Source organism: Lentzea flava (assembly GCF_014648475.1).
Lineage (GTDB): Bacteria > Actinomycetota > Actinomycetes > Mycobacteriales > Pseudonocardiaceae > Lentzea > Lentzea flava.
In genome coordinates this window covers 109,125-129,199 of record NZ_BMRE01000012.1, presented here as the reverse complement: position 1 = coordinate 129,199, position 20,075 = coordinate 109,125, and the positions used below count along the sequence as shown (strand labels likewise).

Genomic DNA, 20,075 nt, shown 5'->3' with positions numbered 1-20,075 from the left:
AGGTTAGCTTTACCTTGTCCGCGCCCTGTCTGACCTGGGGGTTGGCCGAGGAGGACCGCCGGTGAGGCACCGTGCACGGACCGTGACGCTGGTCGCGGCGCTGTTGGCGTCGACGTTGAGCGCCTGCAGTTCCGCGAACGATCTGATCATTTACTCCGGCCGCAACGAACAATTGGTCGGCGGGCTCCTGGACCAGCTGGAAGACGCGGTCGGAATCGACGTGCAGGTCCGCTACGGCGGCAGCGGCGAAATGGCGGCGCAGCTGCTCGAAGAAGGCCAGGGAACCGAGGCCGACCTGTTCTTCTCGCAGGACGCCGGCGCGCTCGGCGCGGTGGGCGCACAGGGCAGGCTCGCCGAGCTGCCCGCCGACGTGCTCGGCATGGTGCCGGAGAACTACCGGGCCCGCGACAAGCGCTGGGTGGCCACGAGCGCACGCGCCCGCGTGATCGCCTACGACCCCCGCGTCGTGCAGGAGAGCGAGCTGCCCAAGACGGTCGAGGAGGTCGTCGACCCGAAGTGGAAGGGCAAGATCGGGTACGCGCCGACCAACGGCTCGTGGCAGGCGTTCGTGACGTCGGTGCGCGTGCTCAAGGGTGAGGACTTCGCCAAGGACTGGCTGAAGAAGTTCGCCGCCAACGAGCCCAAGCGGTTCGACAACAACAACAGCATCCTCAAGGCGGTCGACGACGGGCAGCTCCCGTTCGGGCTGATCAACCACTACTACTGGTACGCCATGGTCGCCGAGAAGGGCGGCCAGGCAGGCGTGAAGGCCAGGCTGCACCGCGTCGGCAACGGTGATCCGCTCGCGCTGGTCAACGTGGCCGGGGTCGGGATCATCCAGGGCACCAACCAGAGCGAGGCCGCGCAGAAGGCCGTGCGGTTCCTGTTGTCCGAGAAGGCGCAGCGGCACTTCGCCGACGTGACCGCCGAGTACCCGGCCAACCCGGACGTGAAGCCGGGCAAGCACCAGCTGCCGCCGATCACCGACCTGCAGGCGCCCGACCTCGACCTCTCCAAGCTGTCTTCGTTGCAGGAGACGCTGAAGCTGTTGCAGGAAGCGGGGTTGTCCTGACCCCCGGCCGCCGGGCCGCGCCTGCTCTGACCACGCTCTCCCTGCTCGTCGCCGCGGTGGCCGTGCTGCCGCTGGCGTATCTGGCGGTGCGTTCGTTCGAACGCGGTGGGGGTGTCGTGTGGGACGTGCTGGCGCGGACCCGGACCGCGGAACTGGCGCTGCGCAGCCTCTCGCTCGCGCTGGCGGTGACGGCCTCGTGCCTCGTGCTGGGCGTGCTCGGCGCGTGGCTCGTGGTGCGCTCGGATCTGGTGGGGCGACGGGTTTTCGGCGTGCTGCTGGTGCTGCCGCTGGCGGTGCCGTCCTACGTCGCCGGGTTCACCTGGATCTCCGTGGTGCCGGACCTCACCGGGTTCGCGGGCGCGTTCGTCGTGCTGACGCTGGTGTCGTACCCGTACGTGCTGCTGCCGGTCGCGGCCGCGTTGCGCACGGCCGATCCTGCGGTGGAGGAGGTCGCGCGGTCGCTCGGCAGGACCAGCCGTCAGGTGTTCTTCTCCGTGACGCTGCGGCAGATCCGGCCCGCGGCGCTGGCGGGCGGGTTGCTGGTCGCGCTGTACGTGCTGAGCGACTTCGGCGCGGTGTCGCTGATGCGGTACGAGGCGTTCACGCTCGGCATCTACACGAGCTACCGGGCGTCGTTCGACCGCACCCCGGCGGCGGTGCTCGGCGTGGTGCTGGTGGTGCTGGCGATCGCGTTGACGGTCGGCGAACGACGGGCTCGCGGTGTCGTGGCGCATCGCGGCCGGCGACAACCGCTCACCGTGCCGCTGGGACGGGCTCGGGTGCCGGCGTTGGCGGGGGCCGCGGTGCTGGTGCTGCTGACGCTCGGGGTGCCCGTGATCAGTCTCGTGTGGTGGCTCGTGGAGGGCACCTCGACGTCGTCCGCGGCGGATGTGCTCGCCACGACGGGGAACACCGTCGCGGTGTCGGCGCTGGGAGCGTTGCTGACGCTGCTTCTGGCGCTGCCGGTGGGGATTCTGGCCGCACGGCACCAGGGCCGGCTCGCACGAGGGGTCGAGCTGGCCAGTTTCGCCGGGCACGCGCTGCCGGGCATCACGGTCGGACTGGCGTTGGTGTTCTTCGGGATCCGGTTCGCTCCGGCGCTGTACCAGACGATGCCGATGCTCGCGTTCGCGTACGCGGTGCTGTTCCTGCCGTTGGCCGTCGGAGCGGTGCGCACGGGTGTGGCGCACGCACCGCCCGTGCTGGAGGACGTCTCGCGGTCGCTCGGGCTCGGGCGGCTGCGGACGGGGTTGCGCGTCACCGTTCCCCTGGCCACGCCGGGGATCCTGGCCGGCACCGCGCTCGTGTTCCTGACGTGTGCCAAGGAGTTGCCGGCCACGTTGCTGTTGCGTCCGACCGGAGTGGACACCCTGGCGACCGAGCTGTGGACGCGGACAGAGGTCGGCGCGTACGCCGCGGCGGCGCCCTACGCGGCGGTTCTGCTCGTGGTGGCGGCGATTCCGGCGCTCGTGCTGGACCGGTTCTCGGGAGGTGAGCGGTGAGCGGCTTGGCGGTGAAGCGACTGGTCGCGGGTTACGGCGGGGAACCCGTGCTGCGCGAGGTCGACTTCGAGGTGCCGGAAGGTGGCCTGCTCGCGGTGCTCGGGCCTTCCGGGTGCGGCAAGACGACGTTGCTGCGGGTGCTGGCTGGCTTTCACCCGGCCTCCTCCGGCGAGGTGTGGCTGGGCGGGCGGCAGCTGACCGCCGACGTGCCGCCGGAACAGCGCGGGATCGGGATCGTGCCGCAGGAGGGCGCGCTGTTCCCGCATCTCAGCGTGGCGGGCAACGTCGGGTTCGGGCTGCGCCGGGGTGAGCGCGACGATCGCGTCGAGGAACTGCTCGACCTGGTCGGACTCGCGGGCTTCGGCGCGCGGATGCCCGCCCAGTTGTCCGGCGGGCAGGCGCAACGGGTGGCGCTGGCCCGTGCGCTGGCGCCGCGGCCGGGGGTGGTGCTGCTCGACGAACCGTTCTCGGCGTTGGACGCCGGTCTGCGCGAGGAGCTGCGGGCGGACGTGCGCGCGACGTTGCGGGCGGCCGGTGCGACGGCGTTGCTGGTGACGCACGACCAGGAAGAGGCGTTGAGCATCGCGGATCACGTTGTGGTGCTCAGGGATGGTGCCGTGGCGCAGTTCGCGAGGCCGCAGACGATCTACGCCTCGCCCGCCGATCTCGGGGTGGCGTTGTTCGTGGGTGACGCGGTGACGTTCCGCGGTGTCGCCCGCTCCGGCCTGGTGGCCACGCCGCTCGGGGAGTTGCGGACGTCCGGCGACGGGCCCGGCACGGTTCTGCTGCGTCCCGAGCAGCTCGTGCTCGGGACGGCCGGCGTGCCGTCCACTGTGGACGACGTGCTGTTCCACGGGCACGACGCGACGGTTCTGCTGCGGCTCGCGGACGGCGCACAGGTCCGGGCACGCGTGCAGGGCCGGATCTCGGTGCGCCCCGGCGACTCGGTCGCGGTGTCGGTCGACGGCCCGGCGTTGTTCTTCGGGGACACCGCGTGACGGCCACGGCGGACCTCGGGTTCGCGGACAACCTCGCGGTGCACGGCGACCGGCTCGCCCTGGTGGCCCCGGACGGCGCACTCACCTACGCGGAGCTGGACCGGCGGGTGGCCGCAGCCGCGGAACGGCTCGGCACCACGCGCAGGCTGGTGCTGCTCGCCGCGGAGAACGACGTCGAGTCGATCGTGTGCTACCTGGCCGCGTTGCGCGGACGGCATCCGGTCGTTCTCGCCGCCGCGGCGCAGGTGCCGGGACTCGTGGCGGCGTACGACCCGGACGTGGTGATCTCGGGCTCGTGGACCGAACGGCACGAGGGCACGGTGCACGAGCTGCACCCCGAGCTGGCGCTGCTGCTGTCGACGTCCGGCACGACCGGGTCGCCGAAGCTGGTGCGGCTCAGCGCGGACAACCTCGCCGCGAACGCCGCGTCGATCGGGTCGTACCTCGACATCCGGGCGTCCGACCGCGCCATCACGTCGTTGCCGCTGCACTACTGCTACGGCCTCTCCGTCGTGAACAGCAACCTCGCGCGCGGGGCCGGGCTCGTGCTGACCGGGCGTTCGGTGATCGAGCCGGAGTTCTGGGATCTGGTGCGTTCTCACGGCGTGACGAGCCTGCACGGCGTGCCGCACACGTTCGGGCTGCTCGACAGCATCGGCTTCGAGGACATGGATCTTCCGTCGCTGCGGTACGTGACGCAGGCCGGCGGGCGGCTGGCTCCGGCAGATGTCGTCCGTTACGCGTCGCTGGGTGCCGCACGTGGCTGGCAGTTCTTCGTGATGTACGGCCAAACCGAGGCCACCGCGCGCATGGCGTACCTGCCGCCTTCGCTGGCCGTGACGCACCCGTCCGCGATCGGTGTCGCGGTTCCCGGCGGGGAGCTGTCGATCGACGACGGCGAACTGGTCTACCGCGGCGCCAACGTGATGCTCGGCTATGCGCGGTGTGCGGACGACCTGGCGCTGGGTCGCACGACGTTCGAGCTGCGGACCGGCGACCTCGGCTCGTTCGAGGACGGCGTGTTCTCGGTGACCGGCCGCAAGAACCGGTTCGTGAAGCCGTTCGGGCTGCGCGTCGATCTCGACCAGGTCGAGCGGTCGCTGCTCGCGGACGGCCTGCGGGTCGCCTGCTCGGGCGACGACGAGGGCCTGGTTGTCGCGGTGCTCGGGGACGCCGACCGTGCGGCACGGCTGATCCGCGCCCTGACCGGCCTGCCCGCACCGGCTGTCCGCGCCTACGCCGTGACGTCGTTTCCCTTGCTGTCCAACGGGAAAATCGACTACCGGGCGGTCGCAGCACCCCCTGACCGCTCCTCGGCGTCCGTACGCGAGGTGTTCGCCTCGGTTCTCGGCGTGCGGTCCGTGCCGTCCGACGCGACGTTCACCTCACTGGGCGGCGACTCGCTGCGCTACGTCCAGATGACCGTGCAGCTGCAACGGTTGCTGGGCGACCTGCCCGGCGACTGGCCGACGATGCCGGTGTCGGCACTGGAGTCGCTGCGCGCCACGCACCGCCGCCTACCGATGATCGACACGACGATCGTGCTGCGGGCGTTGTCGATCCTGCTGATCGTCGGCTCCCACGTGGGCTTCTTCAAGCTGCTCGGCGGCGCCCACCTGCTGCTCGTGGTCGCGGGCTGGAACCTGGCCAGGTTCCTGCTGCCGGCCCGGCCGCGGCACATCCTGCGCGCGGCGGCGTTGATCGCGGTGCCGACGTCGCTGTGGCTCGGCTACCGGGTCGCGGTCACCGACGACGTCACGCTCGACAACGTCTTGCTGGTCAACAACTTCACCCGCGTCGGCGCCGCCGGTTACTGGTTCGTCGAGGTCCTCGTGCACGTGCTCCTGTTGTGCGCGCTGGTGTTCGCGGTGCCGGCGGTCAGGCGCTTCGAGCAACGGCACGGCTACGCGTTCGCGCTCGCGTTGCTCGGCCTGACGCTGGCCCTGCGGCTCACCGTCGAGGGCGACTTCTTCGCCCGCAACATGACCACGCTCGGCGCGGCCTGGTTCATCGCGCTGGGCTGGCTCGCCCAGCGCTCCCCCGCGGTGTGGCAGAAGTGCCTCGTCGTGGCGGTGGTCGTCGCGATGGTGCCCGGCCGCATGGAGGACCTCTCCCGCGAGATCGTCATCATCGCCGGTCTGATCCTGCTGCTGTCGCTGTCCCGCGTGCCGGTGCCGCGCGGCCTGCTGACCCCGCTGAGCCTGCTGGCCGGTGCGTCGCTCGCCATCTACCTCACGCACTACGCGGTGTTCCCGCCCTTGCAACCCCAGGTGCCGGCGGCCGTGGTGTGGGCCGTGTGCATCGCGGTGGGGTGCGCGGTGTGGTTCGCCATCACTCGCGCGGTCACAGCGGCGCGCTGATGTGGAGGTGCTCGTCGACCCTCCTCCCGGCGAGCGCCTCCCCCATCCCGAGCAGGTACCCGATCTCCATCCAGAACCGGCGTGCCCGGCGCCCAGCACCACACGATGGCGCTCCAGCTTCCGTCCCCGCCACACCGGGTCTCCGGCATCGCACCTCGGCGGCGCGCTCTCACAGCACGGCGGCCTCCCTGCTCCAGCCCGGCTCCCCCGCGCTCCTCCTTCTCTCGCGAGGAAGATGACCATGGTTTCCGGACATCTACCAGACGGCGCCAGGCGTGAATCCGGGCAAACATCACCCATCAGAGTGACGGGCAGGCTGGGTGACGAACGCCACCGACCATTTCGGTCGGTTTACCTACCGATCCGGTCGGTAAACGCCGTAAATTCGAGTGCATGCCACGACAGCTCAGGACCGGAGCCGACGAGAAGATCCTCGACGCCGCCGCCGCGCTCTTCGCGCGGCACGGTTTCGAGCAGACCTCGTTGAAGGCGCTCGCCGACGCCGTCGGCCTGTCCAAAGCCGGTCTGCTGCACCACTTCCCCAGCAAGGAAGCCCTCTTCGAGGCGGCGTGGCAGCAGAGCCACGTGCTGAGCAGGCAGGTGCTGGAGCTCGTCAGCCCCCTACCTGCCGGGCCCGCCCGCGACCGGAGGGCGCTGGAGCTGCTCACCGACGTCGCGCTCGACCGGCCCGGTCTGGTCGCGCTGCTGTTCCGCTCGATGACCGCGCCGGGTGAGGACCCTCAGCAGGCGCAGGACGAGCTGCTGCTCAACGAGATGTTCGTCATCGACCCCGAGCGGGAACTGCCGCGCGCGATCCGGATCGTCGGCGCGCTCACCGCGATGGCCGTGCTCACGCTCATGGCCAACCAGGAGGGCGACAAGACCACGTGGCGTCCCCTGATCCTCGCAACCTGTTACGACGCACTCGGGCACCGGGAGGCCTGATCATCATGGCGAAACTGCTCTACAGACTGGGAATGGGCGCGCACCGGCGCCGGCTCCCGGTCGTCCTGATCTGGCTGCTCGTGCTGATCGGCGCCGGCGCCGGTGCCTTCACGCTCGGCGGTGAGACGTCCAACTCGATGTCCATCCCCGGCCAGGAGTCGACGACCGCGCTCGAGCGCATCCAGCAGAAGTTCGGTTCCGGCGAGACGGCGTCCGCGCGTGTCGTCGTGCAGGCGCCCGAGGGCCAGAAACTGCCGCAGCACGCGAAGGCGATCACCGAGCTGGTGGCCGACGAGGCGGCGCTCAAGGGGGTCCGTTCGGCGACCAACCCGCTCGACCCGGCGGCGCCGAGCGTGAACCGCGACGTCACCGTCGGCTACAGCACCGTCACCTACGACGTGAAGCCCGGCGAGGTCACCGCCGACCAGCGGTCCGAACTGCTCAAGGCCGTCGACAAGGCACGGGCCGCCGGACTGACCGTCGAGGTCACCGGCACCGCGATGCAGGAGACGCCGCACGTCGGCGGCCCGACCGAGGCGATCGGTGTCGTGCTGGCGCTCGTCGTGCTCGCCCTGACCTACGGCTCGCTCGTGACCGCGGGCATGAACCTGCTGACCGCCGCGATCGGCGTCGGAATCGGCGCGCTCGGCATCACCATCGCGACCGGGTTCATGGACCTGCAGTCGACCACGCCGATCCTCGCCTCGATGCTGGGCCTCGCGGTCGGCATCGACTACGCGTTGTTCATCATCAACCGCTACCGCCAGGAGCTGCGCCGCGGCTCCGACGTCGGCCACGCCGTCGCGACCGCGGTCGGCACCGCCGGTTCCGCCGTCGTCACCGCCGGTCTCACCGTCGTCATCGCGCTGGTGGGTCTCGCGATCGCGGGCATCCCGTTCCTCACGCAGATGGGCATCGCGGCCGCCGCCACGATCGTCGTCGCGGTGCTGATCGCCGTCACGCTGGTGCCCGCCGTGCTGGGCATGCTCGGCCGCCGCGTGCTCACCCGCAGGGAACGCTCCGCCGCCGCCCCCGAGCCCGCCGACCGCGGCGTCATCCGCGGCTGGGCCGGTGCCGTCACGCGCAACCGCGTCGTCGCGCTGCTGCTCTCGATCGTGGCGCTCGGCATCGTCGCGGTCCCGGTGGCCTCCATGGACACCACGCTGATCCAGAAGCCGCCGGCCGGCTCCACCCAGGAGCGCGCCGACCAGATCCTTGCGCAGGGCTTCGGCGAGGGCTTCAACGGTCCGATCATCGTGCTCGTCGAGGGCAACGGTGCCGCCGCGACCGCCACCAAGGCCGCGGAACCGATCGCGAAGATGTCCGACGTCGCCCTGGTGACGCCCGCGCAGCCGAGTCCGGACGGCTCCGCGGCGATGGTCACGGTGATCCCGAAGTCCGGCCCGGACAGCGCCGCCACCGAACAGCTCGTCGCCGATCTGCGCGCCGAACTGTCCGGAGTGGAGGGTGGCAGGGCCTACGTCACCGGCGCCACCGCCGTCAGCGTCGACGTGGCCACGTCGCTGGACCGCGCGCTGCCGATCTACCTGGCCGTCGTCGTGGGCCTGGCGCTGGTCCTGCTGATCCTGGTGTTCCGCTCGCTGCTCGTGCCGCTCGTGGGTGTGCTCGGCTTCCTGCTCACCATCGGCGCGTCGCTCGGCGCCACCGTAGCGGTGTTCCAGTGGGGCTGGCTCGCCGGCGCGGTGAACCTCGACAGCACCGGACCGCTGATCAGCCTCACCCCGATCCTGGTGATCGGCATCCTGTTCGGCCTGGCCATGGACTACCAGATCTTCCTGGTGTCCCGGATGCACGAGGCGCACCACCGCGGCGCGCAGCCGGTCGAGGCCATCACCACGGGCTTCCGCCAGGCCGCCCCGGTCGTCGTGGCTGCCGCACTGATCATGTTCTCGGTGTTCGCGGGCTTCGTCCCTGCGGGCGAGGCGACGGTGAAGTCGATCGCCTTCGCGTTGGCCGTGGGCATCTTCGTGGACGCGTTCGTGGTCCGCATGGTCCTCGTGCCCGCCGCGCTGGCGCTGATCGGTGAGCGCGCCTGGTGGCTGCCGAAGTGGCTGCGCTGGCTGCCGGAGCTCGACGTCGAGGGCACCGCGCTGGACTCGTACGAGCGCGAGACCCCCGAGCCGGTCACCGTCGGCTAACCCGCTCGCCTGACCAGTGGCCGGTCCACCTGTTCGCCGGGGACCGGCCACTGGCCTGACAGCAGCCTGCCCGCCCACCGCGCGACCGTGCGCGGCGGAGGCTCGACCGCACCCCGTAACCGGGCCACCACGGTCAGTTCGGTGCCACCGGGCTCCTCGACCGCGAGCTCCCAGCCGCGGCCGTCCGTCCAGAGCAGTGCCACGTCACGACCGGGGTGTCCCGGCAGCCGGCCGTCCACGGCGAGGTACAGCCGCAGCGGCCGCTCCTCGTCGACGCACGACGACTCGCCGCTCAAACCGAGTTCCGCGGACACCCGGCGTGCGTAATCCCGAACCGCGGTCATGAACACGACGCCGCCTTTCGCCCCAACGGTGCAACAGCGCCGACTGCTTGACGTATGGGCCGTTTACCCCGTTGAGGGTGATTCCACCCTCTGTTCCGATCCAGAGGATCCGTCGCGTTTTCCCCGCGGCCGAAAATCCGGGACTCGCCGCGAGCCCGCCGGTCGCGCCAAGGTGGACAGGCCGCCTCCGCCGCGTGTCACCACGGCAGGAAGTGAGCGATGGAGTTCCCGGACACCCCCACCACCATCAGCCGCCGCTGCTTCATCGGCGGCTGCGCCGCGGCCGCCCTCACGACCGGCACCGCGGCGGCCTCGGACGTCGAGCCGTGCGGCAAGCTCCCGCCCGGCACGGTTCTCGCGAAGAAGGCCGACGTGCCGCTCAACGGCGGTGTCGTCGTCTACTTCGACGACGAGACGTCCGTCGTGGTCGCGCAGCCGAAGAAGGGCACGTACACGGCGTTCGACGCCAAATGCACCCACGCCGGCTGCATGTGCAGCGAGGTCGACAACAACCTGATCATCTGCTGGTGCCACGACAGCCGGTTCAGCTCGGTGGACGGCAAGCGGAAGAAAGGCCCGGCGAAGAAGCCGTTGCCGCGGATCAGGACGAAGGTCAAGGGAGACGACATCGTCGTGGCCTGAGCCGCCGCGGCCTGCGCGGACGGGTCCGGAGAGTCATGCTGTCCGGACCCACCGCACGAGAGAGGCCGGTCGGATGAGCTTCCAGGACGAGGTGCTGCCGCTGCTCCACCGCGACATCGAAAGCCTGCACAACGGCGACGCCGGGCCGCGCAAACAGATGTGGTCGCGCACGGAACCCGTGGTGCTGTTCGGCGCCGCGATGGGCGGCGTCGGCTGGACCGAGGTGGAACAGATCTTCGACACGATCGAGAAGTGGTTCCACGGCAGCAGATCCCTCGACATCGAGGTCGTGGCCGCGGAGTCGAGCGGCGATCTCGGGTACGTGTGCGCGATCGAGCGATCCGAGATCGTCGATCCCGCCGGGTCGCCCAAGACCTACGCGTTGCGCGTCACCACGGTCTTCCGCCGTGAGGACGGCACGTGGCGGATCGTGCACCGCCACGGCAGCCCCTTGGACGAACGGGCACTGGACGCCCTCGCGAGCATCCGGTAGCGGCGCCGGACTGGACCGTCCGCGCCACCCGGTGCGCCGAGGGCTTGCGCGTCCTCACGCCGACCCGTACGACGAGAGGGTGAACCTCCGCAGCGCGCACTGGTACGCCGGACAGGACCGCAACGCCTACATCCACCGCGCCTGGATGCGCCGGGGCAATCCGGACGACGCGTTCACCAGACCGCAGATCGCGATCGCCAACACCGCCTCCGACCTCACGCCGTGCAACGCGCACCTGAACGAGGTCGCCGCGTCCGTCTCGAACGGCGTGCACGAGGCAGGCGGGATTCCGTTGAACCTGCCCGTGGTGTCGCTCGGCGAGACCAACGTCCGCCCGACCGCGATGCTGTGGCGGAACATGGCGGCGATGGCCGCCGAGGAGATGCTGCGCGCCAACCCCGTCGACGGCGTGGTGCTGCTCGGCGGATGCGACAAGACGATCCCGGCGCTGCTGATGGCCGCCGCGTCCGTCGACATCCCGGCGGTCGTGGTGCCCGGCGGGCCGATGCTGACCGGCACGTTCCGCGGGGTGCCGCTGGGCTGCGGCACGGACGTGTGGCGGCTGTCGGAGGAGGTCAGGGCCGGGACGTTGTCGCAGGAGGCGTTCACCCGCTCCGAGTCGGCGATGATCCGCAGCCGCGGCCACTGCAACACCATGGGCACCGCCTCGACGATGGCTCTCGTCGCCGAGGCGCTCGGCACCGTCGTCCCCGGCGTGGCGGGCACCCCGGCACCGGACAGCCGGCTGCTGGAGGCCGCGCACGGCACCGGCCGCCTGGTCGTCGAGCTGGTCGCGGAGGACCGGCGCCCCAGCACGTTCCTCACGAAGGCGAACTTCCACAACGCGATCGTGGCGCTGGCCGCGATCGGAGGCTCGACCAACGCCGTGGTCCACCTGCTCGCCATCGCCGGGCGCTTGGGCGTCGACCTCACCCTCGACGACTTCGACCGCATCGGCTCCGGTGTCCCGCTGCTCGTGGACCTCCAGCCCGCCGGCCGGTTCCTGATGGAGGACTTCCACCGCGCGGGCGGACTCCTGGCGGTGCTGCGGGAGGTCCGCGACCTGCTCGATCCGACGGGCCTGACCGTCACCGGGCAGCCGCTCGTCAACTACCTGGAGGACGCCCCGATCTGGGACCCGGAAGTGATCCGCAGCCGCGCCGAACCCATCATCGCCGAGGGCGGGATCGCGGTGCTGCGCGGCAACCTCGCCCCGCTCGGCGCGTTGATCAAACCGGCGGCCGCGTCGCCGAACCTGTTGCGGCACCGCGGAAAGGCCGTGGTGTTCGACAGCATCGAGGACTTCCACGCCCGCATCGACGACCCTGACCTCGACGTGGACGCGGACTCGGTGCTGGTGCTGCGCGGCTGTGGGCCGCGCGGCTATCCGGGCATGCCGGAGGTGTCGAACATGCCGCTGCCCAAGAAGCTCCTGGAACAGGGCGTGCGCGACATGGTCCGCATCTGCGACGGACGCATGAGCGGCACCGCGTACGGGACGGTCGTGCTGCACGTGGCACCGGAGGCGGCCGCAGGTGGGCCGCTCGGGCTGGTCCGCACCGGCGACGTCATCGTGCTGGACGTGGAGAACCGGCGCATCGACGTGGAGGCGCCGGACTTCGGATCCCGCACCCCCAGCACGGCGATGTCGGAGGCGTTCGCGGCACCGAAACGCGGCTGGGAACGGCTCTACGTCGACCACGCGCAGGGCGCCGACACCGGAGCCGACCTGGACTTCCTGGTCGGCTCCAGCGGCAGCGAGGTCAGCCGCGAGTCCCACTGAGCCGGTCGACGACCTGCGCCTCGTACAACGACTCCGGCACCAGCGGCCCGGTCTTGATCTCGATGCTCCCCCACGGCCCGGGGAAGTACGGCTGCGAGCGCCGGGTGCCCTCGTTGGACACGGCGTAGTTCTGCGCGGTCGGCGGCTTCTGGACGACCATCTCCTTGTTGTAGTCCCAGACCACCGAGTGCGCGGCGCCCCAGCCGTGCGAGGTGCCGTAGTCACCGCGGTTGATCAGCTTGGCCTGGTTGCCGCCGGTGCCCACCTCGCGGATGTTGTCGAACAGCAGTCCCTGGCTCCACCGCCGGTGCGCCTCGGCGTCGCCACCGTCCACAGTGGCCCGATGCCACACCACGCCTGCCGCGGTGTTGGCGCCGTTGCTGACGAACGCGTGCCGCGCCTTGGCCGCGTGCAGGCCGGTGAACAGGATCAGGTCTGAGTTGCTGTTGGCGGCGAAGTTGTACATCCGGCCGCCGGTGCGGATCGCGACCGGATCCGTTGCCTGCGCGTCCTTCACGGTGATCCGCACCGACCGTTCGGTGACCACGCCCGCGTAGCCGAAGTAGCGGGTCTTGACGCCCCGCACCCAGCTGTTGTCCGCACCGAACACGCCGATCGCGTTCCACGCGTGGTTCTCGTCCTCGCCGCCTTTGGTCTCGATGTCGACCCGCAGACTCTCCACACCGGACTCGCTGACGAGGGTGCGCGAGGTCACCGGCGCGACCGTGGAGACCGTCAGCGACCGGTCGAGGTGGTTGTAGACCGGCGCGTCGAACGTGAGCCTGCGCCCGTCGATCGCCCTGATCCGGCGCACCCAGTGCAGGTCCATCGATCCCGGCGTCCACTTGGCGTCCTGCACCACACCGCCGCCGCCGACCGCGTCGATCCACTTCTGCGACGACGGGTGCCGGACCACGACCTCCTGGCCCACCTTGAACTGCGCGGCGTTCGCGACCTCCAGGCTCAGCGAGCCGACCTGCACGAACGGCGTGGTCACCTCGGTGGCCGAGCCGGTCGTCCAGGGCGTTTTCGCATCGCTGCCGAGCACCACGACCGTGCGCTGGTGCGGGGTGTCACCGCGGCCGAACAGCGTGGTCGCGTCACCGGATCCGCGCAGCACCACGCCGCTGTGCCTGATCCGCACGGTCCCGCGGATCTCGTACCGCCCGGCGGCGAGCTTCACCGCGCCGCGGTGCCCGTTCGCGTCGGGGGTGCGGGCGCCGACCTGATCGATCGCCTGCTGGATGCGCGCCGTGTTGTCACCGGCGACGGGGCTGATCGTGACCGCGTCCGGCACGGTGGGCAGCGGCTTCTCGCCGTAGTGGTAGCCGACGTAGCTGAAGTCCGGCACGCGGTTGCCGTCCTTGTCGGAGGCGTACTTCAGCTTGCCGTTCGTGCCGTAGGAGACGTGGGCGGACGACCACTGCCCCGGTTGGGGTGCGGGTGGGTACTTGCCGCAGAACTCCTGCCAGCACGCCGGTGCCGCCTGCGCCACCGGGGTCAGGCCGCCCAGAAGGGCCAGCGTGGCAAGGATTTTCGCCATTCGAGACACTCGCACTGCTCCTGCCGCGTCAACGTGGAAGGCGGCAGCTGGAGCAGCGTATCCCCCTCACCCGGCTTCGGGCACCGGCCACCGATTTTTCGCCGCCGCCCAGACGACGGACACCGCGACGACCACGTGGACGGCGCCGTAGACGCCGACGATCAGGTGGTCTCTCGCGCCCTCGCCGGCCAGCAGCGCCACCACGTGCCCGACGCCCGTGGTGGCGATGACCAGGAGAATCATGCAGAGCCCGCCCAGCCGGAGCTGCTGGGTGAAGTCCTTCGAGTGCGACAGGCCGCCGCACCAGATGCCGAACGCCAGCGGGCCGGGGATGAGACCCCACTCCTCGACGTCCGCGGGCAACGGCCAGTCCACGACGTACAGGGCGATGAGCGCCGCTCCGAACAGCAACGCCACCGCCGCGAAGAGTCCGAACACGATCCTGGCGACCACGCGGCCCTCCCCCACTGCGGCGGAGGTGACGATAACCCCGGTCAGCCGTGCGAGTGTTCGTGTTCCTCCAGATGACCGGCGTCGTGGACGTGGGTGTGCGAATGCGTCTCGCCGCCGTGCGTGTGGGTGTGCTCGTGTTCGACGTGCTCGTGCGTGTGTGCCCCGTGCGGATGCGTGTGGGTGACGTCGCCGTGGCTGTGCTCGTGACTGTGCACTTCATCGCTCATGTGCCGGATGCTGGCACGGGACGCGGCAGCCCGCAGTTGTTGCCACTTCCTGGCCGTCAGACCTTCAGCACCGCTTCGACGATGACGTTGTTGCGGTAGCTGCCCGCCACGCGGTCGAAGTCGCCGCCGCACGTCACCAGGCGCAGCTCGGACAACGGCGTCGGCCCGTACACGACGGCGGTCGGGAACGCGGTCTTCTCCGTCGAGTACGTGTGGTTCACGACGAACGTGAGCTTGCTGCCGTCCTTGCGCTCGACCAGCACCTCGGCGCCGGGCCGCAGCTCGGGCAGCCGGAAGAACACGCCCGGCCCGGTCTTCGAGTCGACGTGACCCGCGATCACGGCGGGCCCTGCGTCGCCCGGCGCGACCCCCTTGGCGTACCAGCCGGCCCTGTCCGCGCGCGTCGGCGGCTCCAGCACCCCTGAGGAGTCCACCTTCAGCGCTTCCAGCGAGGTCTCGACGCCGATCGACGGGATCTTCACCGTCACCGGCTCGGGGACCTTCTCCGCGCCGGGATCCTTCACGATGTAGATCAACGCGACCACGATGGCGGCGCCCATCACGAGCTTGCCCTTGCTCATCAGCCGAACCGGAAGAGCCTGCCGCGCACCGAGAACATCGCGATGCCCACGATGAGCGCGATGACCAGCGCGGTCACCCAGTCCCAGCCGCCCGCCATGCCGCCGAAGCCCGTCTCCTGGCCACCGCCGGGCACGACCTCGGCGCCCTTGGCGTCGGTGCGCAGCTCGATGCGGCGCGCGCTCACCAGCAGCGTGTAGACCGCGCCGGACTCGAGCGTCGCCTCCAGCCGCGTGGAGTCCTTGCCGCGCGGCAGGACCTGCAGCGCGTCCGAACCGGGCAGCATCACCGCGTAGCCGGTCGTGGAGTTCGCCTGGACGTTGCGGTGCACGAACACGCTGCCGCGCAGGAGGTCCATTTCGGCGTCACCGGCGTTGAGGACCCGCAGCCGCGCCTGGCCGTTGGGCGGCAGGCTGACGTCGTCCTCCAGCACCTTCATCGCCGAGGCGATGTCGACGACCGTGTACGCCTTGCCCGTGCCCGCGTGCACGAGCACCGACCTCAGCACCGGCGAGCCGGGGTCCGCGCGGAACTCGACGGCGTGGTCGCCCGGCTCGACGCGGCGGTAGTCGTACAGCTGGGAGTAGTCGAGGGTGCCGAGCTTCGCGCCGTCGAGCGTGACGTCCACGCGCGCGGAGTCCATCGAGAAGTGTCCGATGCGCAGGTACGTGCCCGTGGCGGCGTGCGCGGGGGCGGCCGAGAACAGCACCAGCAGCACGACGGCGAGCACTCGCACCCCGGACCTCCCCTCATCGGACGCAACAACGATAACGCGCCTGATCAGCACCCGGTGAGGTCCGGCCGTCCGCCGGGGCGGGTGACGGTGTCCCCGGAGGCCTGCACGGCGAGCCGCGCGGCCCGTGCCGGGTCGTCCCCGCGGCCGAGCGCGAAGGTCAGCGCCGCCACGAACGCGTCGCCACCACCGGTCGTGTCGACGACCTCGACGTCCCCCAGCGGCACCACGAGCTCACCGGAGTCCCAGACGAACACGTTGCCCACACCGTCCACGGCGAACGCCACGAACCCAGGGCCGCGCTCCATCACCTCACGCGCCGCGCGCACCGCGTCGTCCGCGCCGGTGATCTTCCGGCCGGCCAGCAGCTCGGCCTCCCGGTGGTCGGCCCGCACGACGTCCGCGCACGCCAGCAGTTCGTCTCGCAGCCGTTCCGGGGACCCGTCGAGAACGACCCGGCCCGTCGCCGCCCGTGCCGCCTTCACCGCGACCTCGGGCGGCTGCTGCAGCTGCACGACGACCGCCCCGGCACGCGCGACCACGTCCGCGTCGACGTCGGACTCCCGCAGCAGCACCCCGTCGGGCAGGTCTTCGAGGTACCGCCACCCGTCGGCCACCACGTTCACGATCAACCCGGTCGCGCAGCCCTGCCGCCGCACGACGGACGAGGTCTCGATCCCGTCCGCGGCGGCCCGCGCGATCAGCCGCTCGCCGACGTCGTCGTCCCCGACCACACCCACGAGCCGCACCGCAGCGCCCAGCTGGGCCAGGCCGACCGCGATGTTCGCGCCCTTGCCGCCGAGCATCTCGCGGCGCTCGCGCACCGGTGCCGCACCGCCGGGACCCGGCACCTCGTCGACGACGAGGACCAGGTCCCGCGCTATCTGTCCCACCACGACGATCTCGTCCACCGCGGTGGAGTACCCAGATCGTCAACCCGCCGTAACGACGCATCGGCGGTCCGCGATCTTCGGATGAACCGACGACGAACGGGACGACGGATGCCTGCTTGGGAAACGCTGTTCCTGCGCATCGGCTCTTCTGTCGCGCAGCAGGCCGGCCGCAGCTGGCTGCGGCGCAAGACCGACCAGGCGAACCGCGAGCTGTCCCTCGTCCAGCTCAGCGCGCTGGGCGGTCTTCCCGTTCTCGCCCAGCGCAGGCTGAACCGCCAGTTCGAGCAGCTGGCGGAGGACGTCGCCGACCGGGTCCAGCGGTTCAGCGACGCCGAGGCCGACGGCATCGACGACAACGAGCGCGCGGCGGCGCTGGTCGCGGTGGCGGTCACGCTCGAACGCGCCGAACTCGACGACGAGAAGCTCTTCGGCAGCGACGTCGTGGACGTGCGCGCGCTCCTCAGGCCGCTCGCCGAGTCCGCTCCCGATGCCGATCTCGGCGAGCTCGCGCGGGCGCTCTACGCCATCGTGCTCAAGGAGGCCGTGTCCTACCTGGTCGAGGTCGTCAAGACGCTGCCGGCCTTCACCAACCGGGCGCTGGTGGAGGTGCTGAAACGCGAGACCCAGATCATCAAGGAGCTGCGCACCGTGCTCGACCGCATGCCGCAGCTCTCCGCCACGGCCGAGGCGTCAGAGGGCGACCGGCGGTTCGAGGTCGACTACCGCCGGGTGGTGGCCGACAAGTTCGACCAGATGCAGATCTTCGGCGCCTCGCTCGGCGTCACGAGCAGGCGCTACTCCCTCAGCGTCGCCTACGTGACGCTCACCGCCGTCGACCACCCCGCGGGATCCGCGGTCAGCCACAGCATGACGGCCGACGCCCACGGCGCCAACGTCTGCGCCGCCCTCGCCCAGCACCGCCGGGTGCTGATCTCGGGCGAAGCCGGTTCCGGCAAGACGACGCTGCTGCGCTGGCTGGCCGTCCGCGGTGCCGAGCGGTCGTTCGACCACGAGATGAGCGCGTGGAACGACACCGTCCCGTTCCTGGTGCAGCTGCGCAACTACGCGGAGCGGCCGTTGCCGGGGGTGGGCGAGCTGGTGGACGGTGCCGGCTGGGCGATCCGCAACCAGATGCCGGCGAGCTGGGTCGACCGGGTGTGCGCGAGCGGCCGGGGCCTGCTGCTCGTGGACGGTGTCGACGAGCTCGGCGAACAACACCGCGCCCGTGCTCACGCCTGGGTCGAGGACCTCCTGCGCGTCTACCCGCGACTGCGCTGCGTCATCACCTCACGGCCGCCGTCCGTCGACGACAACTGGCTGGAACTGCCCGGTGTGCACCTCACCCACCTCCAGCCGATGTCGCCGGAGAACGTGCGCGCCTTCGTGCGGTACTGGCACAAGGCCGTGCTGCTGCGGGTCGAGGACCCGGACGAGCGCCGCGATCTGCCCGAGTTCGAGCGCCGGCTGCTGGCCGCGATCGACGCGAGCAGGGCGCTGACCTCGCTGGCCACCAATCCGTTGCTGTGCGCCCTGCTGTGCGCGTTGAACAGGGATCGCCGGTCGAGCCTCCCCCGCGACCGCATGGAGATCTACCGGACGGCACTGGAGATGCTGCTGTCCCGGCGCGACGACGAACGCAACGTCCCGTCGCAGGCCGACCTGACCACCGAGGACAAACAGGCCGTCCTGGAAGACCTCGCCCACTGGCTCACGGTCAACAACTTCGTGGCGGCGCCCCGCAACCGCGTCCTGGACCAGGTCGCCCGCTCGCTGCGAGCCAACCACCTCGACGGCGACCCCGAGACCGTCTACGACACGCTGCTGTTGCGCAGCGGACTGCTGCGCGAACGGGACGCCGAGTCGGTCGACTTCATCCACCGGACGTTCCAGGAGTACCTGGCGGCGAAGAAGTTCGTCGACACGGACTCGCTGGAAGCCTTGCTCGCGCACGCCCACCTCGACACCTACAGCGAGGTGATCACCCTCGCCGTCGGCCACGCGCGCAAGCACGAACGCGACAGGTTCCTGCGTGAACTCCGCACCAAAGCACAGGAGGCCGACGAACAGCACCAACTCGCGCTGAAGGTGTTGTGCGTCAGATGCCTGGAAACCGCCAAGCGGCTCGACCCCGGCCTGCGCCAGGACCTGCTCGCCTGCGTCGCGGACCTGGTGCCGCCCAGATCGATGGACCAGGCCAGGGCCCTTGCCCTGATCGGCGAGGACGTCCTGCCGCTCCTGCTCACACCGAGGACGTTCGACAGAATCGAGGCAACCTTCACAGTCCACACCGCCGGATTGTTGGGCACAAGGTCTGCCTATCCCGTACTGCGCCACTTCGCCGCGAACCACTCCGGCCCAAACGTCGCCAGCGCCCTGACCGCGGTCTGGTCGTACTTCAACGTGGACGAGTACGCGCGAGAAGTACTGGCCCACGCAACCTTCCCGGACGGGTACATCGAGCTCTACCAGCTTCAACTCGTCCCCGCAGTACACCACCTGAAAGGGGTGCAGAAAGTCGCCTGCTTTCTCGGCACCGCACCCAAGCCGGGCGAACTGACCGCGCTCACCACACTGCCGAACCTCACCACTCTCAGCCTGCCCTCACCTGGCGCTGCAGTGCTGTCCGAGCTCAACGCGGTCAAGACGTTGAAGGTCCTCTCCATCGTGGACGAGAGCGGCGATGTACGAGTACTGCGCTCACTGTCCGGCCTTCAGCTCGAGGCATTGGTCTGCCGAGGCAAGGGCGGCGTCGAGATCGGCACCAACCTCGACCACATGACCGGTCTGCGCAACCTCCACCTGGAGTCGGTGGCGGTCGATGACCTGGTTCAGGCCATGAAGAAGTTGCCGAACCTGCGCTCGGTGAGCCTGGTCAAGCCACTGGGCCTGGACCGGCTCGACCACGTGCTCAACACCGGTGACCTCAGGCACCTCAGCATCTCGAACTGCTCTCTCACCTCGATCGGCCGCTGCACCGCGGCGAGTTCGATCATCGGACTGGAGCTCAGCAATGTGCCGAACTTCCGTTCGCTCAAGGGCATCGAGGTGTTCGAGAGCCTCTCCCGGCTGAGGGTGGAGGGCACAGGCCTTCAGGATCTGGGCGCACTCGAGAACCTGCCCGAACTGGAGACCCTGTACCTGGACACAGAGGTCCAATGCGCGCTCGATCCGCTCGCTGACCTTCCATCGTTGCGATTCCTCCAGCTCATGGGTGGTGACGGCACAGTGGATCTGCGTCCGCTGGCGGGCAAGGAGAACCTAAAGGTCGTCGTCGCGCGGTGGCACGAGGTGCTCGGCGCCAACGGCCTCGGCGAGAACAGCGGGGTCCTGGTTTCCTGAGTGCGTTCGC

At 70.4% G+C, this 20,075-nt stretch carries 17 protein-coding genes; 10 read left to right on the top strand and 7 right to left on the bottom strand.

The features are described 5' to 3' along the window. Positions 1–61: 61 nt before the first annotated feature. The 6 genes from IEZ09_RS16880 (at position 62) to IEZ09_RS16855 (ending at position 9,036) form a co-directional block, all read left to right on the top strand. Positions 62–1,072, top strand: coding sequence for an iron ABC transporter substrate-binding protein (locus IEZ09_RS16880; protein ID WP_189254651.1), 1,011 nt, complete (start codon positions 62–64; stop codon positions 1,070–1,072). A gap of 56 nt (positions 1,073–1,128) precedes the next feature. Next, on the top strand, positions 1,129–2,574 hold the full coding sequence (locus IEZ09_RS16875; protein ID WP_229812630.1) for an ABC transporter permease: 1,446 nt from the start codon (positions 1,129–1,131) through the stop codon (positions 2,572–2,574). Continuing rightward, positions 2,571–3,572 (top strand): ABC transporter ATP-binding protein, encoded by a 1,002-nt coding sequence (locus tag IEZ09_RS16870; RefSeq protein WP_189254650.1) that lies wholly within the window; start codon positions 2,571–2,573, stop codon positions 3,570–3,572. The genes IEZ09_RS16875 and IEZ09_RS16870 overlap by 4 nt, the downstream gene beginning before the upstream one ends. Further along, positions 3,569–5,932 (top strand): non-ribosomal peptide synthetase, encoded by a 2,364-nt coding sequence (locus tag IEZ09_RS16865; protein WP_189254649.1) that lies wholly within the window; start codon positions 3,569–3,571, stop codon positions 5,930–5,932. Before IEZ09_RS16870 ends, IEZ09_RS16865 begins: the two co-directional genes overlap by 4 nt. A gap of 393 nt (positions 5,933–6,325) precedes the next feature. Beyond that, positions 6,326–6,877 (top strand): TetR/AcrR family transcriptional regulator, encoded by a 552-nt coding sequence (locus IEZ09_RS16860; protein ID WP_189254648.1) that lies wholly within the window; start codon positions 6,326–6,328, stop codon positions 6,875–6,877. A gap of 5 nt (positions 6,878–6,882) precedes the next feature. Continuing rightward, positions 6,883–9,036, top strand: coding sequence for an MMPL family transporter (locus tag IEZ09_RS16855; RefSeq protein ID WP_189254647.1), 2,154 nt, complete (start codon positions 6,883–6,885; stop codon positions 9,034–9,036). Here IEZ09_RS16855 and IEZ09_RS16850 read toward each other — a convergent pair. Beyond that, positions 9,033–9,380 carry a DUF6292 family protein gene (locus IEZ09_RS16850; protein WP_189254646.1) on the bottom strand — a complete coding sequence of 116 codons (348 nt, stop codon included), beginning with the start codon at positions 9,378–9,380 and terminating at the stop codon, positions 9,033–9,035. The two genes, IEZ09_RS16855 and IEZ09_RS16850, sit on opposite strands and share 4 nt — an antisense overlap. Positions 9,381–9,599: 219 nt before the next feature. Here IEZ09_RS16850 and IEZ09_RS16845 point away from each other — a divergent pair, with 219 nt between their 5' ends. From IEZ09_RS16845 to IEZ09_RS16835, 3 genes are all read left to right on the top strand, one after another. After that, positions 9,600–10,022, top strand: coding sequence for a Rieske (2Fe-2S) protein (locus IEZ09_RS16845; protein ID WP_189254645.1), 423 nt, complete (start codon positions 9,600–9,602; stop codon positions 10,020–10,022). Between the two features lie 73 nt (positions 10,023–10,095). Then, the gene (locus IEZ09_RS16840; protein ID WP_189254644.1) at positions 10,096–10,515 is read left to right on the top strand and encodes a YybH family protein; all 420 of its coding nucleotides are present in this window, start codon (positions 10,096–10,098) and stop codon (positions 10,513–10,515) included. A 79-nt stretch (positions 10,516–10,594) separates the two neighbouring features. Next, positions 10,595–12,298 (top strand): dihydroxy-acid dehydratase, encoded by a 1,704-nt coding sequence (locus IEZ09_RS16835; protein WP_189254643.1) that lies wholly within the window; start codon positions 10,595–10,597, stop codon positions 12,296–12,298. On the opposite strand, the gene IEZ09_RS16830 is transcribed toward IEZ09_RS16835, so the two are convergent. The 6 genes from IEZ09_RS16830 to IEZ09_RS16805 all read right to left on the bottom strand — a co-directional run bounded on the left by IEZ09_RS16830 (position 12,279) and on the right by IEZ09_RS16805 (position 16,744). After that, positions 12,279–13,841 carry a peptidoglycan-binding protein gene (locus tag IEZ09_RS16830; protein ID WP_189254642.1) on the bottom strand — a complete coding sequence of 521 codons (1,563 nt, stop codon included), beginning with the start codon at positions 13,839–13,841 and terminating at the stop codon, positions 12,279–12,281. The genes IEZ09_RS16835 and IEZ09_RS16830 overlap by 20 nt on opposite strands. Before the next feature lie 66 nt (positions 13,842–13,907). Next, positions 13,908–14,294: a hypothetical protein gene (locus tag IEZ09_RS16825; RefSeq protein WP_189254641.1), complete on the bottom strand. Its 387-nt coding sequence runs from the start codon at positions 14,292–14,294 to the stop codon at positions 13,908–13,910. Positions 14,295–14,335: 41 nt separating this feature from the next. After that, positions 14,336–14,521, bottom strand: coding sequence for a zinc transporter Slc39a7 (locus IEZ09_RS16820; protein WP_189254640.1), 186 nt, complete (start codon positions 14,519–14,521; stop codon positions 14,336–14,338). A gap of 56 nt (positions 14,522–14,577) precedes the next feature. After that, positions 14,578–15,102 (bottom strand): class F sortase, encoded by a 525-nt coding sequence (locus IEZ09_RS16815; protein WP_189254639.1) that lies wholly within the window; start codon positions 15,100–15,102, stop codon positions 14,578–14,580. Further along, a complete protein-coding gene (locus tag IEZ09_RS16810) occupies positions 15,102–15,836 on the bottom strand; it encodes a DUF4397 domain-containing protein (RefSeq protein WP_189254638.1) in 735 nt (244 codons plus the stop codon). Before IEZ09_RS16810 ends, IEZ09_RS16815 begins: the two co-directional genes overlap by 1 nt. A 44-nt stretch (positions 15,837–15,880) precedes the next feature. Next, positions 15,881–16,744: a PfkB family carbohydrate kinase gene (locus tag IEZ09_RS16805; RefSeq protein ID WP_189254637.1), complete on the bottom strand. Its 864-nt coding sequence runs from the start codon at positions 16,742–16,744 to the stop codon at positions 15,881–15,883. Positions 16,745–16,834: 90 nt separating this feature from the next. On the opposite strand from IEZ09_RS16805, the gene IEZ09_RS16800 reads away from it, so the two are divergent. Further along, a complete protein-coding gene (locus tag IEZ09_RS16800; protein ID WP_189254636.1) occupies positions 16,835–20,065 on the top strand; it encodes an NACHT domain-containing protein in 3,231 nt (1,076 codons plus the stop codon). The last annotated feature ends 10 nt before the right edge of the window (positions 20,066–20,075 follow it).